This is a genomic window from Streptomyces sp. RB17 (assembly GCF_009604455.1).
GTDB lineage: Bacteria > Actinomycetota > Actinomycetes > Streptomycetales > Streptomycetaceae > Streptomyces.
Genome location: NZ_WEGL01000009.1, coordinates 430,786 through 448,192 on the forward strand (window position 1 = coordinate 430,786; position 17,407 = coordinate 448,192).

The 17,407-nt window shown below is 70.0% G+C and carries 15 protein-coding genes; 14 read left to right on the forward strand and 1 reads right to left on the reverse strand.

Translation table 11 applies throughout. The features are described 5' to 3' along the window. Positions 1-147: 147 nt before the first annotated feature. The 10 genes from SRB17_RS35855 (at position 148) to SRB17_RS35900 (ending at position 8,211) form a co-directional block, all read left to right on the forward strand. Complete coding sequence (locus SRB17_RS35855) at positions 148-756, forward strand: riboflavin synthase (RefSeq protein ID WP_323376828.1); 609 nt, start codon at positions 148-150, stop codon at positions 754-756. Beyond that, positions 753-1,394, forward strand: a complete 642-nt coding sequence (locus SRB17_RS35860) for a nicotinamide mononucleotide transporter family protein (RefSeq protein WP_323376829.1) — start codon at positions 753-755, stop codon at positions 1,392-1,394. Before SRB17_RS35855 ends, SRB17_RS35860 begins: the two co-directional genes overlap by 4 nt. Next, positions 1,391-2,674: a bifunctional 3,4-dihydroxy-2-butanone-4-phosphate synthase/GTP cyclohydrolase II gene (locus tag SRB17_RS35865; RefSeq protein ID WP_153544750.1), complete on the forward strand. Its 1,284-nt coding sequence runs from the start codon at positions 1,391-1,393 to the stop codon at positions 2,672-2,674. The genes SRB17_RS35860 and SRB17_RS35865 overlap by 4 nt, the downstream gene beginning before the upstream one ends. Positions 2,675-2,703: 29 nt before the next feature. After that, a complete protein-coding gene (ribH, locus tag SRB17_RS35870) occupies positions 2,704-3,189 on the forward strand; it encodes a 6,7-dimethyl-8-ribityllumazine synthase (protein WP_323376830.1) in 486 nt (161 codons plus the stop codon). A 34-nt stretch (positions 3,190-3,223) separates the two neighbouring features. After that, complete coding sequence (locus SRB17_RS35875) at positions 3,224-3,496, forward strand: phosphoribosyl-ATP diphosphatase (protein WP_016434182.1); 273 nt, start codon at positions 3,224-3,226, stop codon at positions 3,494-3,496. 62 nt (positions 3,497-3,558) lie between these two features. Next, the gene (hisG, locus tag SRB17_RS35880) at positions 3,559-4,407 is read left to right on the forward strand and encodes an ATP phosphoribosyltransferase (protein ID WP_153544754.1); all 849 of its coding nucleotides are present in this window, start codon (positions 3,559-3,561) and stop codon (positions 4,405-4,407) included. A 14-nt stretch (positions 4,408-4,421) separates the two neighbouring features. Further along, the gene (locus tag SRB17_RS35885) at positions 4,422-4,886 is read left to right on the forward strand and encodes a PH domain-containing protein (protein WP_153544756.1); all 465 of its coding nucleotides are present in this window, start codon (positions 4,422-4,424) and stop codon (positions 4,884-4,886) included. A 225-nt stretch (positions 4,887-5,111) separates the two neighbouring features. Continuing rightward, a complete protein-coding gene (locus tag SRB17_RS35890; RefSeq protein ID WP_323376831.1) occupies positions 5,112-6,446 on the forward strand; it encodes a hemolysin family protein in 1,335 nt (444 codons plus the stop codon). Next, complete coding sequence (locus SRB17_RS35895; protein WP_153544761.1) at positions 6,443-7,531, forward strand: hemolysin family protein; 1,089 nt, start codon at positions 6,443-6,445, stop codon at positions 7,529-7,531. The genes SRB17_RS35890 and SRB17_RS35895 overlap by 4 nt, the downstream gene beginning before the upstream one ends. A gap of 50 nt (positions 7,532-7,581) precedes the next feature. Continuing rightward, the gene (locus SRB17_RS35900) at positions 7,582-8,211 is read left to right on the forward strand and encodes a DUF6461 domain-containing protein (protein WP_153544763.1); all 630 of its coding nucleotides are present in this window, start codon (positions 7,582-7,584) and stop codon (positions 8,209-8,211) included. Positions 8,212-8,271: 60 nt separating this feature from the next. On the opposite strand, the gene SRB17_RS35905 is transcribed toward SRB17_RS35900, so the two are convergent. Beyond that, the gene (locus tag SRB17_RS35905) at positions 8,272-12,711 is read right to left on the reverse strand and encodes a Tat pathway signal protein (protein WP_228396445.1); all 4,440 of its coding nucleotides are present in this window, start codon (positions 12,709-12,711) and stop codon (positions 8,272-8,274) included. A gap of 438 nt (positions 12,712-13,149) precedes the next feature. Between SRB17_RS35905 and SRB17_RS35910 the strand changes: the two genes are divergently transcribed. From SRB17_RS35910 to SRB17_RS35925, 4 genes are read left to right on the forward strand one after another with little or no spacing between them, the layout of a single operon-like run. Continuing rightward, positions 13,150-14,073 (forward strand): hypothetical protein, encoded by a 924-nt coding sequence (locus SRB17_RS35910; RefSeq protein ID WP_153544765.1) that lies wholly within the window; start codon positions 13,150-13,152, stop codon positions 14,071-14,073. A 47-nt stretch (positions 14,074-14,120) separates the two neighbouring features. Further along, on the forward strand, positions 14,121-15,395 hold the full coding sequence (locus tag SRB17_RS35915) for a peptidoglycan-binding protein (protein ID WP_323376833.1): 1,275 nt from the start codon (positions 14,121-14,123) through the stop codon (positions 15,393-15,395). Then, entirely contained in the window at positions 15,392-16,111 is a 720-nt protein-coding gene (locus SRB17_RS35920) for an ABC transporter ATP-binding protein (RefSeq protein WP_153544767.1), read from the forward strand. Before SRB17_RS35915 ends, SRB17_RS35920 begins: the two co-directional genes overlap by 4 nt. Continuing rightward, positions 16,108-17,400 carry an ABC transporter permease gene (locus SRB17_RS35925; protein ID WP_153544769.1) on the forward strand — a complete coding sequence of 431 codons (1,293 nt, stop codon included), beginning with the start codon at positions 16,108-16,110 and terminating at the stop codon, positions 17,398-17,400. Before SRB17_RS35920 ends, SRB17_RS35925 begins: the two co-directional genes overlap by 4 nt. Positions 17,401-17,407: the final 7 nt, after the last annotated feature.

Genomic DNA, 17,407 nt, shown 5'->3' on the forward strand with positions numbered 1-17,407 from the left:
CGTATATGCGTGCGCGTCGCCGTATCTGGGCTCGTCCGTGAGCGGACGGCCCTTTTCGGCGTCGCCCCGATGTGTGCTCACCCGTACATTCTGTCGTCATCGACAGGCCCCGGAGTCCGTGCCCGAAGAGGCAGGAGGACCCGGGAAGTGTTCACCGGAATCGTCGAAGAGCTGGGTGAGGTCACCGCCGTCGAGAACCTCGGCGACGCCTCCCGCTTCCGGCTCCGTGGCCCCGTCGTGACCGAGGGCGCGCAGCACGGCGACTCCATCGCCGTGAACGGGGTCTGTCTCACCGTCGTGGAGCACGAGGGCGACGAGTTCACCGCCGACGTCATGGCCGAGACCCTGAACCGTTCCAGCCTCGGCGCGCTCGCCGTCGGCTCCCGCGTCAACCTCGAACGCCCCATGGCCGTGGGCGCGCGTCTCGGCGGGCACATCGTGCAGGGCCATGTCGACGGCACCGGCGCGGTGCTGGAGCGCAAGCCCTCGGAGAACTGGGAGATCGTGAAGATCTCCCTCCCCGCGGACCTCTCCCGCTACGTCGTCGAGAAGGGCTCCATCACCGTCGACGGCATCAGCCTCACGGTCGTGGACGCCGGCCCCGACCACTTCACCGTCAGCCTCATCCCGACCACCCTCGCCCTGACCACGCTCGGACTGAAGCAGCCCGGCGACCCGGTCAACCTCGAGGTCGACGTCGTCGCCAAGTACGTCGAGCGGCTCCTCGGCGACCGTGCCCAGGGAGCCGCCAAGTGAACTGGCTGAACTCCGAGGCCTTCACCCTCTTCGGCCAGCGCATCATCTGGTCGGACATGGCCGGCAACATCCTCGGCCTGATCACCCTCGCCCTCGGCTGGCGCCGTTCCCTGTGGACCTGGCCCGTGCAGTTCCTCTCCGGCCTCGTCCTCTTCGCCGCCTTCTACGGCCATCTGACGGGCAGCGCCGGCAAGCAGGCCGTCGTCATGGCCGTCGCCCTGTACGGCTGGTGGCAGTGGCAGCGCGACAAGGGCCGCTCCGCCGACGGCCACATCGCGCCCCGGTTCGCCACCTGGCGCGAGCGCGCGGCGATGCTCGGCGCGGCCGCCGCCGGCACGGTCGCCGTCGCCCTGCTCTTCACGGCCTACCCGTCGCTGTCCTGGGACCCGTGGCCCGACGCCTACATCTTCGTCGGCACCGTCGTCGCCATGTACGCCCAGGCCAAGGGCATGGTCGAGTTCTGGATCGCCTGGCTGCTGGTCGACCTCGTCGGCGTCCCCCTCAACTTCGCCAACGGCTACGCCTTCTCCGGTTTCGTCTACGTCATCTACGGCGCACTCGTCCTGTGGGGCATGCGCGACTGGTGGCTGCGCTCCCGCAGGGGCCCGCAGCCCGTCCTGGAAGGAGCCCCGGCATGACCTCGGCACCGCCCCTGTACGACACGGACAGCATCGAGAACTTCGGTCTCGACCCGGTGGAGCAGGCCATCGCCGACATCGCGGCCGGCCGCCCGGTCGTGGTCGTCGACGACGAGGACCGGGAGAACGAGGGCGACCTCGTCATCGCCGCCGAGATGGCCACCCCCGACATCGTCGCCTTCATGATGAGCGAGTGCCGGGGACTGATCTGCGCCCCGATGGAGGGCGAGGAACTGGACCGGCTGCGGCTGCCGCAGATGGTCCAGGACAACACCGAGTCCATGAAAACCGCGTTCACCATCTCCGTGGACGCCTCGGCCGCTCACGGTGTGAGCACCGGTATCTCCGCCTCCGACCGTGCGACGACGCTTCAGCTCCTCGCGAGCGGCACGGCGGAGCCGACGGACTTCGTCCGGCCCGGCCACATCTTCCCGCTGCGTGCCAGGACCGGCGGTGTCCTCGTCCGCAACGGCCACACCGAGGCCGCCGTCGACCTCGCCCGGCTCGCGGGTCTGCGCCCGGCCGGCGCCATCGTGGAGATCGCCGGCGAGGACGGCCGTATGCTCCGCCTGCCCGAGCTGATCCCCTTCGCCCGCAAGCACGGACTGACGATCATCTCCATCGAGGACCTGATCGCCTACCGCCGCGGCAGCGAGCCCACCGTCCGCCGTGAGGCCGAGACCCGCCTGCCCACCAGGCACGGCACCTTCACCGCCTACGGCTACCGCTCCACCCTCGACGGCGTCGAACACGTCGCCCTCGTCCACGGAGAGATCGGCGACGGCGAGGACGTCCTGGTCCGCGTCCACTCCGAATGCCTCACCGGTGACGTCTTCGGCTCCCTGCGCTGCGACTGCGGCCCCCAGCTGGACAGCGCCCTGCAGCGCATCCAGGAGCAGGGCCGGGGCGTGGTGGTCTATCTGCGCGGCCACGAGGGGCGCGGCATCGGGCTGCTGTCCAAGCTGCGCGCCTACGCCCTCCAGGAGCAGGGCCATGACACCCTCGACGCCAACCTGGAGCTCGGCCTGCCGGCCGACGCCCGCGACTACGGCGCCGGTGCGCGGATCCTCGCCGACCTGGGCGTGCACAGCGTCCGGCTGATGACCAACAACCCCGACAAGACGGACGCGCTGGAGCGCCACGGCCTGAGGGTCACCGGCCGCGAGCCGATGCCCGTCCAGGCCGGCGAGCACAACCTCCACTACCTGCGCACCAAGCGCGACCGTATGGGACACGACCTGCCCTGGCTGGACACGCCGGCCGTGGCGGCCAACCAGTAAGCACGACAGCAAGGCACTTGAGGAGAGACGTGAGCGGCAAGGGTGCACCGGAGTTGTCCGTACGCAATGCGAGCGACCTCAGGGTCGCCGTCATCGCGGCGCAGTGGCACGAGAAGGTGATGGACGGTCTGGTGAACGGCGCCCTGCGCGCCCTGCACGAACTGGGGATCGACGAGCCGACCCTGATCCGGGTCCCGGGCAGCTTCGAACTGCCGGTGGCCGCCAAGGTGCTGGCCGGGCGTGGCTACGACGCCGTGGTCGCCCTCGGCGTCGTCATCCGCGGCGGCACCCCCCACTTCGACTACGTGTGTCAGGGCGTCACCCAGGGCCTCACCCAGGTCAGCATCGAGACCGGCGTGCCCGTCGGCTTCGGCGTGCTCACCTGTGACACCGAGGAGCAGGCCCTGGACCGGGCCGGCCTGGAGGGCTCCAACGAGGACAAGGGCCACGAGGCGGTGACCGCGGCAGTCTCGACCGCCGCCACGCTCCGCTCAGTATCCGAACCCTGGCACTGAGGCACCGGCCGGAGCGCGTAGGGTAAGGAGCACCATGTCCAAGAAGACGTTCGAGGAGCTCTTCACCGAGCTCCAGCACAAGGCCGCCCACGGCGATCCCGCCACCTCCCGCACCGCAGAGCTGGTCGGCAAGGGAGTCCATGCCATCGGCAAGAAGGTCGTCGAAGAGGCCGCCGAGGTCTGGATGGCCGCCGAGCACGAGGGCAAGGAGGCGGCCGCCGAGGAGATCTCCCAGCTGCTGTACCACGTCCAGGTGATGATGGTCGCCCGCGGAATCTCCCTGGACGACGTCTACGCCCACCTGTGACCCACGTGCCGCAAAAGCCGTAAAGCCGTAGAAAACCCCTTCACGCAAAGGAAGCCGACCTCATGCTGCGCATCGCCGTCCCCAACAAGGGTTCACTGTCCGGCCCTGCGGCGGAGATGCTGCATGAGGCCGGCTACCAGCAGCGCCGCGAGTCCAAGGAGCTGCGGATCGTCGACCCGGTGAACGAGGTCGAGTTCTTCTACCTCCGCCCCCGCGACATCGCGATCTACGTCGCCTCCGGCCGCCTCGACGTGGGCATCACCGGCCGCGACCTGCTGATCGACTCCGGCGCCGACGCCGAGGAGATCCTGCCGCTCGGCTTCGCCCGCTCCACCTTCCGCTTCGCCGCCAAGCCCGGCACCGCGAACGGCATCGAGGACCTCAAGGGCAGGACGGTCGCCACCTCCTACGAGGGCATCGTGGCCAAGCACCTCGAGGACAGCGGCGTCGACGCCTCCGTCGTCCACCTCGACGGCGCCGTGGAGACCGCGATCGAGCTCGGTGTCGCCGAGGTCATCGCCGACGTCGTGGAGACCGGCACCAGCCTGCGCAACGCCGGCCTGGAGGTCTTCGGCGAGCCGATCATGAAGTCCGAGGCGATCGTCATCCGCCGCACCGGCGCCGACGGCGAGGAACCGAAGGTCCGGCAGTTCCTGCGCCGCCTCCAGGGCGTCCTGGTCGCGCGGACGTACGTGATGATGGACTACGACTGCCGGGTCGAGCAGCTGGAGAAGGCCGTCGCGCTCACCCCGGGCCTGGAGTCCCCGACCGTCTCCCCGCTGCACAACGAGGGCTGGGTGGCGGTCCGCGCCATGGTCCCCGCCAAGGAGGCGCAGCGGATCATGGACGACCTCTACGCCATCGGTGCCCGCGCCATCCTCACCACGGCCATCCACGCCTGCCGTCTTTGAGGGGTCCGCGCGCGATGTCCGACACGCCCACCACCCCCTCCCTCCCCGTCACCTTCCGGCCGGGCCACACCCGGGCGATCCTGCTCACCGCCGGTGTTGTGATCTTCCTTACCATCTCCGGGATCGCGATGCTGCTGGGGCAGCTCGGCCCGGGTGAGCGGGCGAGCTTCGTCATCACCGGGGCGCTGATCTTCTGGGCGCTGGCCCAGCTGGCCCGGGTGAAGGTCGTCGCCGACGAGTCCGGTGTCACCGTGGTCAACATCGCCGGCAAGCGGCGACTGGACTGGGCTGAGATCGTCCAGGTGAACCTCCGACCGGGGGATCCCTGGGTGTTCCTCAACCTCAGCGACGGCACCAGCCTGCCCGCGCTCGGCATCCAGCCGGGCCTCGCCAAGCAGCGCGCCATCGCCGACGCGCAGGCCCTGCGGGCCCTCGCCGACGCCCGCTCCACGGCCCACCCGGGTCATGATCAGGGCTGACTCGGGGGCGAATCGGGGCTGACTCGGGGTCGTCCACCCTGCCCGATTGGCCCGTGTGTTGATTAATCTGGTGGCGGAGGCCCTTTCGCTGCGCCTCCGCCCCTGGACACCGCCCGGTGCACAGGGGTTCCTGCTACCCGAGGAGTGACTCCCTCCAGCGATGGACGGATCGTCCTGTAGTACCTGCGCCGCCCCGACCCGACATACCGGGAAGGCGGTGGCAGCGTGACCATCTCCCTGCTGCTCCTCGGAGCGGCTTTCCTGCTGATCCTCGCCAACGGATTCTTCGTGGCGGCCGAGTTCGGCCTGGTGACCGTCGAGGCCACGGACGCCGAGAAGGCGGCCGCCGAGGGCGACCGACGGGCCCTCAGGGTGGCCGAGTCGCTCAAGGAGCTGTCCTTCCAGCTCTCCGGCACCCAGCTCGGCATCACCATCACCTCCCTGGTCGTCGGCATGCTCGCCGAACCGGCCCTGGCCCGGCTGCTGCACGGCCCGTTCGCCGCGATCGGCATACCGGGCGGCGCCGTGTCCGGTGTCGCCGTGGTCGTCGGCATGCTGCTGGCATCCGCGATCCAGATGGTGATCGGCGAGCTCGTGCCCAAGAACTGGGCCGTGTCCAAGCCGCTGACGGTCGCCCGGTTCGTGGCCGGACCGCAGCACCACTTCGCCCGCCTGTTCCGCCCGGTGATCGCCGCGCTCAACACCGTCGCCAACAGGCTGGTCCGCGCGCTCGGCGTCGAACCCGCCGAGGAACTGGCCTCCGCCCGCACCCCGGGCGAACTCGTCTCCCTGGCCCGGCACTCCGCGCAGGCCGGCGCCCTGGAACAGGACACGGCCGACCTGTTCGTGCGCACCCTGTCCCTGGGCGAGCTGACCGCGCAGCACGTCATGACACCGCGCGTGAAGGTCAGCGCCCTGCAGGACACGGCCACCGCCGAGGACGTCGTCAACCTCACCCGGGCCACCGGCCTGTCCCGCTTCCCCGTCTACCGGGAGAAGATCGACGAGATCGTCGGCATGGCCCATCTGAAGGACGCCCTCGCCGTCCCGGTGCACGACCGGCTGCGCACCCCGGTGACCCGCATCGCCCGCAAGGCGCTGCTGGTCCCGGAGACCCTGCCGGTCCAGCCCCTGCTCGCCCGGCTCCGCTCCGAGCAGCCCATCGCGGTCGTCGTCGACGAGTACGGCGGCACGGCGGGCGTGGTCACCCTGGAGGACATCGTCGAGGAACTCGTCGGCGAGGTCCGCGACGAGCACGACGCCAAGGACATGCCCGAGCTGGCCCCCGCCCCGCCGGAGGACGGCCGGCCGGCCTGGGACGCCGACGGCAGCTGCCGCGTCGACATCCTCCAGCGCATAGGCCTCGACGTGCCCGAGGGACCGTACGAGACGGTCGCCGGACTCGTCGCCGACCTGCTCGGCCGTATCCCGGCCCCCGGTGACCGGGCCGAACTGCCCGGCTGGCGGCTCTCGGTCCGCCAGGTCGGCCACTACCGCGCCGAGCGGGTCCGCCTGGTCAGGACGGCCCCGTCGGTGAACGTGATGGAGGCCGCCCGATGAGCGTCCTCCAACTGGTCTTCGCCGCGCTGCTGGTGCTGACCAACGGCTTCTTCGTGGGCGCCGAGTTCGCGCTCGTCTCCGTGCGCCGCAGCCAGATCGAACCGCTGGGTACGGCGCGGGCCCGCCAGGTGCTGTACGGCCTGGAGCGGCTGCCGCAGATGATGGCCGCGGCCCAGTTCGGCATCACCGTCTGCTCGCTGACGCTGGGCGCGGTGGCCGAGCCGACGGTGGCCCATCTGCTGGAGCCGGTGTTCGCGGCCGTCCACCTCCCCGACGGCATGGTCCACCCGCTGGGCTACGTCATCGCGCTGGCCGCGGTGGTCTTCTTCCACCTGGTCATCGGCGAGATGGTGCCGAAGAACCTCGCGATGGCGGCCCCCGAGAAGGCCGCGCTGTGGCTGAGCCCCGGCCTGGTCTACTTCGCCCGCCTGTGCAAGCCGATCACGGTGACCCTCGGCGCCTGCGCCCAGGGCATCCTGCGCCTGTTCCGCGTGGAGCCGAAGGACGAGGTGGAGGCGGTGGTCACGAGCGAGCAGCTCAACCGCCTGCTGGAGGACTCCGGCCAGGCGGGGCTGCTCGACCCCGAGGAGCGGGAACGCCTGGAGGACGCCCTGGAACTGGGCTCCCGCCCGGTGACCGACGTCCTGCTGCGCCGGGAGTCGCTCGTCACGGTGACCCCGTCGGTCACGCCCGGCGAGATCGTCGAGCTGACGGCCCGTACGGGGTACTCCCGCTTCCCGGTCTCGGCGACGGACAAGGGCCCGTTCATGGGCTATGTCCACGTCAAGGACGTCCTGGACCTGGAGCACTCCGACCGTGCCGTCCCGCAGCACGTCTGGCGGCCCATGGCCACCCTACGGGCCGAGCTGCCGCTCGACGACGCGCTGACGGTCATGCGCCGGGCGGCGACCCACCTGGCCCAGGTGGCGGACGCCTCGGGAAAGGTGCTCGGCCTGGTCGCCCTGGAGGACGTGCTGGAACTGCTCGTCGGCGAAGTCCGGGATCCCGCGCACCGGGAAACACCCGAGGTGAGGCTGACGGAACCGCGGGCGAGCGGCGAACCGGAGGAGGCGCTGGCGGGCTGACGTGGCGGGCTGACGGGGTCCCTCGCGAAGCCGTACGGCACGATGAGGCCATGACGATTCAAGGCATGCGCTGGCTGGCGGAGTCCGAGTGGTACTACAGCGTCACCTTCGCCCGTGGCCTCACCCCGGAGGAGCTGGCCGTACGACTCGGCGCCACAGCCGGCGGCGCGAATCCGTCGGCCACGGCGGAGGAGGCCGTCGCTCTGCTCAGCGATCCGGACGTCGGCGTAGCCCGGATCGGGGAGGCCGGGGGATGGGCGTTCGCCGCTGAATACGGAGAGGCCCGCGGGAGCCGGCACGACGTTCTCCGGCACATCTCGCGTGACGGGGTCGAGGCGGTGAATCTCGACCCTCAGGCGTTTCATCCGCCTCCGCTCTTCTCCTGCGCCGCCGACGGTGAACTGCTCTGCTCGTTCGGCCTCGGTGAGGAACGGCGGCGGTGGGGATCCCAGCCGGATCTTCTGCAGGAGGACCTGGAGGCCGCGGGCATCATCCTCCCGACGGGGGATTACCTTCAGGTGAGTGGTGAGCGGCACAGCCTGCGGATCGCGATGTCCCTGGGAGTGATCGAGAAGCGTTTCCGGCTCGCCCTGCCACGCGACCTGCTCGAGCACGACCGGCTTCCCCTCGTCGTGCTGAGCGGCCGCCCCGCCCTCGACTCGCTGGGCAGTGACGCCTAGAACCATGCAAGGAGGGGGTGGCGTCCGGGCGGACGCCACCCCCTCACCTGCGCTCACCCGCTACGGGCTGGTGCGCTGCCAGGTGCACGTGACGTCCGACGCGGTGCAGTGGTCGAATCCCGGCGTGGCGAGCCAGAACGGATCGTCGTCGAGCATCCGGTTGTACGGGACGAAGCCGCCGGTACGGCCGAACGGCGCCAGGGCGCCGGTGTTCTGGGCCAACGGGATGCTGGCCCGGCCGCACTTCTCCGACCAGGTGGGCAGGTCGTAGTCGTCATCGTCGTGGATCGTCCAGGTGGTGTCGTTCAGCGGCGTGGCGTAGAACTGCGCGCACTGGTCACCCGAGGTGACACCGCTGTCGGGCATACCGCCGCTCTCGTACGTCGTCGCGAAGGCGTACTCGTCGCAGCTGGCGTCCGGTGTCTCGCTGCGGCCCACCCAGCTGTCGGGACACACCACGGACCGGTTGTTCTGCTGCCCGTTCGCCAGATAGTGCAGCGGCGCGTTGTGCTCTCTGCTGCCGAAGTGGTGGCTGTTCTTCTCCTTCATGAGCCAGTAGTAGGCGCCCGCCGCCGGGTAGCGGTCGGTGTTCACGGTGTAGGTGGGGGTGTACGCGGGGAAGACGCAGCCCGCGTTCGTGGCTCCCTTGGTGATGTCGTCGCAGCGGACGTCCAGGTCGCCGAGGGTGTTGCCGAGATCGGCCTCGTCGGATGCCTCCGGGTACGCGGAGATCTGCCCCGTGATGGACCATCCGAGGGTGATCGTGTCCTTCCCGGTGCCGTTCCACAGGGTCTGGAAGGAGACGTTCCCGACGTGATCGTCCTCCGGGCCGAGCCAGGTCAGGCCCCCGTCCGTCTGCTGCTGCGACTGGGTGCAGTCGGAGCACGTCGAGCCGGCGCTCCAGCCCAGGGTCACCGAGCCCAGCGTGGGGTCGATCTCGGTCGGTACCAGGGAGAGAAGCTGGTCGAACTCGCCGACGTTGTTGTACAGCTTTATCTCCTGCTTCATGGCGAAGCTCGCGGTGCCGACCACCTTGTCGTCCACCGTGAAGACCACGTTGAGCGGGGTGATCGCCTTCAGACAGGCATCGGTGCGTGTGTACCAGTCGTGGCCGGACGTGCGCTCGTCGCACCACGGAACGAGTGAGTCGATGCCGTTCGCGCTCAGGGCCTTGTTCGCCCTCTGTGCGAGGGCGGACTTCTCGCCTGTCGGCCTACCGATGTTCAGACAGAGCTTTTTGCCCTTCTTGTCCGTCTTGGAGCAGGTGCTGCCGCTCGTCCCGGTCGACAACGCCTTGGCCAGAGCGGCGGACGGCAGCCCGGTGTTGCGGTGGGCCTCCTCGACGTCGCCCGCCCAGCTCGGCATCGGCGCGGTGTCGTCGGGGTTGGGGAAGGTGATGCTGGGCATGCCGCTGTAGTCGCCGGGTACGAAGGCCACCGCGCCCCAGGCGATGTCGTCGTCCGCGGTTCCGTTGCTGGTGGTGTTGGAGAGCCTGACCTCGGGGGTCACGCCGTTGAACCGGAAGGCGCCGAGGGGGACCCACTTGTTTGCCTCGTTGGCGGACTGGTCGATCGTGACCTTCTTGGTGCCGAAGGCGGTGACGACCTCGTAGTCGGCCTCCTTGGTCTGTGCTCCGGTGTCCGGGATGTGCACATAGACCATGGCCTGCTTCTCGGGCAGAGGCTGGTTCAGCTTCCACGCGCCGTCGATGGTCATCAGACCGCCGTCGCCGCCGAGATGGCCGGCGTCACGGGCGTGGGCGTACCAGAAGTGGCCGCCGTAGCCGCCGCCGATCTGGTGCAGATCCGCCTTCGCCTCGTAGTGGGTGCCCAGGGTGTCCGCGTAGAACGTGAACTGGAAGGTGCCCGACGAGGTGATCTGCCCGCAGTCGCTCCACGTCTCCGTGCCGTTGGGCACGGATGCGACCACCTGGGACCCGGCGGGTGCTCCGGAGCAGACCGGGGTGCCGTTCTTCAGGCGGTAACCACGGCCTGGCTCCTGGATCAGCGTCTGATACTTGATCAGCTCGTGCCCGCAGTCGTTGTCGCAGTTGGTCTTCCAGGTGGCGTTGGGCTTGTTCCACCAGTACTGCGCGTAGCACTCCTCGGTCCCGCAGTTGGGCGGCGAGGTCGGGTCACAGTTGTTGTCGCTGTTGCAGAAGGTGCTCAGCGGCGGGGAGACCTGGCTGCGCTGGGCGGTGCTGGTCCACCAGGCGGGCCGGAAGCCGGCGGAGGAGAAGCCGGACTCGCCGGGCCAGTCCTGGCGACCGGAGGTGGCGTAGGAGTAGCCGGTGTCGATGGACCAGGCGGCCCAGCCCATCACCTTCTCCTCGTACGGCCAGTCCTGGGGATGTGCGGCGTCGTGGTTGGCTTCGGTGCCGTCCACGTCGGTGTCCATGAAGGGGTGGCCCCAGCTGTTCTTGTAGATGGGGTTGGCCGGGTTGTTGTACCAGCCCAGTCCCCAGTACCCGTTGTGCTGCGAGGCGTCGGACGGCGGGTTGAAGCCGAGGTTGTAGTTCCACACCGCGGCGAACCAGTTCTCCACACGGGAGGGGTCGTCGTTGTTGACGGTGATCTTCTGGCCGTCCGTGTGGACCTCGTTCCACTTGTCGGCGAGGATCTTCAACGAGGCGGCGATGTTGGTCGCGTAGTCGAGGGCGACGGCCTTCTGCAGGCTCGGCGACAGGCTCGTCTCACCCGGCTTCTCGTGCCCGGCCAGGCGCATGCCGTCGGTGACCTGTCCGACGCCGTAGCCGCAGTCGCTCTTGTCCCAGTTGATGTTCCAGTAGGAGTCGGGGTCGCCCGGGTCGATCTGGTGGCCGTAGTAGCCGTCCACGGCCGCCAGCGGGTTGCCCATCTGGCCGGGGATGGCGCCGGATTCGGCCTGCCACAGGTTGGACTCCTGGGCCATGATGCCGAGCATCACGTTGGCGGGGATGCGCCCGCCTCCGATCAGCGTGGGCGGCGGAAACAGGCTCTGCGGGTCGATCGTGCCGAGGCCGGTCTGGTTGCGGTAGCCGCCCTGGTTGAGGTAGCCGGCATGCAGATCGCCGCGTACGGCCATGTCGACGGCCCACTCGACCTGGTTCGGGGTCGGCTGCAGTGCCTGTGCGCCGACGTCGTTGCGGGACACCGAGCACCAGCGGTCGGGGTCGGTCGGGTCGTGCGACACGATCGACGTCACGTCCGCCGCGGCCCGCGTCGACTGTGCGTGGCCGCCGGAGCCCGACGCCTGCGTACTGCCCCGGGTCAGTGCGGGCGAGAGCCTGTCCTGTCCGGCGGAGGCCCTGGCACCCGTGACCTTCTGACTGATCTGCACGCCGGTGAGAGTGGCCGTCGACGTCACGGTCACCGGCGCGTCCTTCAGCGTGCCCGGTGCCTGTGCGGTGCCGCTCGGCGCGGAGGGGTCCGTCTTGGCGAAGCCCTTGCCCGCGTTCCTGATCCGGGCGACGCCCGCCCGCATACCCGGGGTCAGGACCGGATCGACCGCCAGCCGTCCCTGACTGGAGATGTCGGTGTCGGCCGGTGCGTCGACCCGGGTGACGCCGGTGCCCCGGGTGTGCGGGGTGCCGGACACCTTGCCGGTGAGGAACACCTGGGCGCCGCCGCCCCGTTCGAGGTCGAAGGCGCCGAGCTTGCCGGTGGCGACCGTGGCCGGCGTGCCGTGGCCCTTCCACACCCGGGCGCGCGCCTTCTGACCGCCGTCGCGTTCGACGAAGGCGATCCCGCCGCCCGTGGCCGGCTGGATGTCGAACGGCAGACCGCCGGCGGTCAGCAGGTTCCTGGCCTTCCCGGAACGGTCGATGTGGACGAGCCGGCGGCCCAGGGCGGCGACGGTGCCGTCCGCGACGGGTACGGCACTGGTGACCTCGCCCTTCGTGGCGGCCGAACCGAGCGTCCGCCCCGCGGAGTTCACCGTCACCACCCGGGTCCGGGTGGCCGCCGGGTCGTTCATGTCGCGGAAGGCGGTGAACGCGGCGGTGCGGGTACCCGGGTTGCACGACGGGTCGAAGTACGCGAGCGACGCCGTGAACGACAGCTTCGTCACCCGGCCGGAGCCGAGGTTCACGATCGCGGCGAACGCCCCGCCCTGCATGAGGTCCGGTTTGTTGGTGAAGCTGCGGGGCGCGTAGACGACAGCCGCGTGGTCATGGTCGATGACGCATTGATTGCCGATCCACGAGTCCGCGGGCATGCCCGGCTCGCTGAGAACGGCCGCGGTCTTCCAGGCGTACGCCGTGGCGCTGTCGGCCACGAGGACGTGCAGGCCGTCGGTGTCCGCCGCGGCGGTCACGGCCCGGTCCCGGCTGGTCCTCCAGCCCTTGCCGAGCTTCTTGTCCGGCTGCGTGACCCGCCCGGTCGGGGCCGGGCCCGCGTGACTCGGGGCGGGCTTGTCCTGGGGTGCTCCGAGGGCGGGTGCGGCCTGGACGAGGCCGCCCGCCAGTGCGGAACAGGCCGCGACCGCGGCCAGTTGCGCCCGTATTCGTGTTCTGGGTCTCAAAAGAGAGTTTCCCGTTTCTCGTTGACGTCTCCCGTGCCCTCGTGGGCACGACCCGGCCCGCCCAGCCCGTCACAAAGATCGGAGCGCGCGCCTGCGCGCACACCTTCGGCCGACGAGCCGTTCGACGTCAACTGCCTTTGCGAAACGTGAGATTGGCGCCGAATGCGCGCTGCTCCCAGAGGTTTCGTGTGTGAATTCTTGATCGTGTCCTTGTCTATTCTTTGCCCATGGGTCGCGTCCCATGTGTGCCGTTCGGCAAGCGATTGCCGGGCTTGCCCTTCACATCATGATCACGCTTCCTCCTGATGGTCCCTTTTTGTCGGGGAGTTGACGTCGTGATCATTACCTGGTGCAGTTCACGCGTCGGCATCCCGACGTGTGCAAACAAGGCAGGGGGGAAGTGTGTTCAGTAGCCGACGAATGTACCGTTCTGCGGCTGTGCTGGTGCTCGGCGTGGGGGGACTGCTGGCCACGGTGAGTGGCTGTGGCACGTCGTCCACTTCCGGTCGGAATTCAGGAGCGGATCTCCTGGCCGCCGACGCATCGCCGACGGCCATCCCCACATTGTCCTCCACGGCGTCGGTCTCCCTGCCCATCGAGGACTATCTGCTGAAGAACGACGAACATTCGCAGATCCTCTACGCGTCGAAACTGCTCGTGCGGCAGTGCATGGCACGCTTCGGTTTCGACTACGCCGTCGACGCCGCATGGAAATCGCCCCTGAATCCGAAGGACGACGCCGCCAACATGGCCCGGCGTTACGGAATTTCCGATGCCGGGACGGCGGCGCGCTACGGCTATCACCCGCCCGCCGACGCGATGCCGGCCGCGCCTCCCAAGACGCCTCCGATGAGCGACGCGGAATTGAATGTGTTCCTCGGCGACACCCCGCGGCCCGACAACAAGGCGCCACACCTCAAGCAGTACAAGGGGCAGGCGATTCCCCAGCACGGCTGCTCGGGGGAGGCGCAGGGAAAGATCGGCAAGGGACTGCAGGAACGACTTCCCGAGAGCATCAACGACGCCAGTTTCCAGGAGTCGATGTCCACGCCGCAGGTGTCCGCCGCGTTCCGTTCCTGGTCCACCTGCATGAAGGAGCACGGCTACTCGTTCCGGACTCCGCTGGAACCGCTCAGAAGCCGGTTGCCGAACTCGCCCTCGGCCACTGAGATACAAACGGCCGAGACGGACGTCGCATGCAAGCAGAAGACCAACCTCATCGGCATCTGGGTGGCGGTCGAGACGGCCATGCAGAAGGAGCTGATCGAGAAGAACCAGGAGGCACTGACCCAGGTGCGCGACACCGCGCGGCAGACCATCGAACGATCCGCGAAGGTCATCGCCGAGGGCGCCGTCTCGTGAAGCGATCCGAGCAACACACGCGGGGAACGGCGGAGGGGCCGGACGACGTGATCACCGGCTCGCGGCTGGATCGCCGCCGCCGCTCGACGGTCGTGGCCGCCTGCTGTGCGGCCGTGCTGTCGGCGAGCGGCATGTTCGCCGCGCAGTGGGTGCAGTCACCCGCGGAGGCGGCCGCACGCACCCGGGCGCCCAGGCCCAGCGTCATCACCGCCCCGGTCGTGCGCCAGGTCATGCGGAACACCGTCGTCTTCCGCGGCACCTTCTCCGACGGGCGCACCATCTCCGTCACGCCGACCAGCGTCGCCACCTCGCAGCGTGGCTCTCAACCGGCGGCGCTGCTGGTCACCGGCGTCTTCGCCCAGGCAGGCCGACGCGTGCAGGCGGCGCGGCCGCTGGTGGAGTACGACGAGCGGCCCGTCTTCGCGCTGCCCGGGACCCTGCCGATGTACCGGGACCTGACCGTCGGCGACAAGGGCAAGGACGTCGCCCAGTTGCAGAAGGCACTCCGTTCGCTGGGCCGGCCGACGGGCGGCGATCCGTCCGGCACCTTCGGATCGGGTACGGCCGCCGCGGTACGACGCATGTACGCCGCCATGGGATATGCCGCACCCGTGGCCGGCTCCGCCGACACCGCCACCGGCAAGGCGCAGCCCGGCACCACCGCGCAGGACGGCTCGTCGGCCGTGCACCGGTCCACCGGGTCGCAGCCGACCGTGATGCTGCCCTTTTCCGAAGCCGTCTTCGTGCCGTCCCTGCCGGCCAGGGTCGTCTCCGTACCCGTACACGTGGGGGACACCGTCAAGGGCCCGGTGATCACGCTGGCCCGTGGCGACATGACGCTCACCGGATTCCTGGATCCCTCCGAACGGCGCCTGGTCGGAGCCGGAATGAAGGTGGAGATCCTGTCCGAGGCGACCGGCGCCCGTGCCATGGGCACGGTGGACTCCGTGGGCGCCGTGGTGACGCCGGGATCGGGGGACGACAAGCCGGCGTCCGACGGCAGTGCCGACACGGCCGCGGGCGGCAGCGCGTACGTACCCGTGAGGATCAGGAGCGCCGGCCGATGGGACGAGAAGTTCGCGGGCCAGGACGTGCGCATCACGATCACCGCCGCGGCGACGTCCGGCGCGGTGACCGCGGTGCCGGAAGCCGCGGTCTCGGCGGGGGCGGACGCCCGTACCACCGTGACCGTGGTGACCGCCGCGGGCACGCACCGCGTCGTCGCGGTGACCACGGGAGTCTCCGCCGACGGACTGGTGCAGGTCACGCCGGTCCACGGGCATGCCCTGCAGGCCGGAGACCGCGTGGTGGTGGGGAAATGACCACACCGCCGACCGCGGTCCTGCAACTGCGGGGCGTCGCCAAGACGTATCCCGGTGTCCCGCCCGTGACGGCCCTGCACCCGACGGATCTCCGAGTCGAGACGGGCGACTTCCTGGCCGTGGTGGGTCCTTCCGGATCCGGAAAGTCCACCCTCCTCAACCTCATCGGCATGCTGGACCAGCCCACCGAGGGTGACTACCGGCTCTCCGGCACCGACGTGTCGTCTCTGACCGAGGGCGACCGCGCGGCCCTGCGGGGGCGCCGCGTGGGATTCGTCTTCCAGGCCTTCCATCTGCTGCCCCACCGCACCGCGCTGGAGAACGTCGCACTCGCGCAGCTCTACGTCACCGGGCGCGGCGAACCGCGTCGGGCGAACGCGGCACGCGCCTTGCACAGCGTGGGGCTGGGGCATCGGCTGGAGGCCCTGCCCTCCCGGCTGTCCGGCGGCGAGCGGCAGCGGGTGGCGATCGCACGTGCCCTCGTCAACTCGCCGGACATCCTGCTGTGCGACGAGCCCACGGGAAACCTGGACTCGGCCACGGCCCGCTCCGTGATGGACCTCCTGGCGGAGCTCAACCGGGCCGGCACCACCATCGTCGTCATCACTCATGACCCCGCCGTGGCGCAGCGGGCACGGCGTCAGGTCACCATCCGGGACGGACGCCTGAGCGAGACGGCACCGGCCGGCCGACCGGTTCCGGGAGGCCGCGGATGATCCGGCGCAGCTCTCGGAGGCGGGCGGCCACGCGGCCCCACGGGGTGGCTCCCACCCGGTTCGACTGGCGTGATGTCGCCGCTGAGGCGTTGGCGGGCGTCGTGCAGCGTCCGATGCGCTCCGTGCTCACCATGCTCGGCACCGTCCTGGGCGTGGGTTCCTTCGTCGCCGTGCTCGGCCTGACCTCCACCGCTGCCGGACAGATCGGGGACTCGTTCAGTCTGCTGCAGGACACCACGGTGACGGTCGACGACGCCGGGGCCGCCGCACGTGGCTCGGACACGTTCCGGGAGCCGGCCATGGATTTCCCGGCCGGCGCCGACGAGCGCCTGGACCGGCTCAACGGCGTTGTGGACGGAGGAGTCTGGTGGAACGTGCCGCTGCGGAACCCGACCGTGTCCGCACGGCCCGATGCCGGCGCCGGCCCGGCCGGGGCCGACGACAGCGCCCGGTCCGGCCTGCGTGTCCTCGCGGCATCGCCCGGGGCGCTCCGCGCCATGCAGCCGACGCTCTCCGCGGGGACCCTGTTCAACGAGTTCCATCAGCGTCACAAGGAGCGCGTCTGTCTGCTCGGGGTCACCGCGGCCCGTCTGCTGGGCATCACCCGGGTCGACAACCAGCCGGCCGTGTTCGTCGATGGAGCGGCCTACACGGTGCTCGGCGTGGTCTCCGACACCCAGCGTCTGCCCCAGAGCCTGCTCGCCGTCATCATCCCCGCCGGCACGGCACTGGATGCGTACGGTGCCCCGGTGGACGACCCGGCCCAGGCACTGATCCGTACCCGGACCGGCGCGGCTCCCCTGGTCGCCCGGCAGGCGCCCCTCGCCCTGCGGCCCGATCACCCCGGCCTGCTGCACGCCGTACCGCCGATCGATCCCCATAAAATACGCGACCAAGTCGACACGGACATGTCCGGACTCTTTCTCGTGCTGGCGGGGATCTGCCTGGTCGTCGGGGCGGTCGGCATCGCCAACACCACGCTCGTGGCGGTGCTGGAACGCACCGGGGAGATCGGCCTGCGCAGGGCGCTGGGTGCCCGCCGCCGCCACATCACCGCCCAGTTCCTCACCGAGTCCACCGCGTTGGGCGCCCTCGGCGGTCTGGTGGGCACGGCCATCGGTGTCGCGGTCGTCGTCGGCACGGCACTCGCCCGCGACTGGACCGCCGTCCTGGAGCCGTACACCGTCCTGCCCGCACCGTTCATCGGCGTGGTCATCGGGCTCCTCGCGGGTCTCCATCCCGCCGTGCGCGCCGCGCGGATCGAACCTCTGGAGGCGCTCCGACGATGAGCCACGT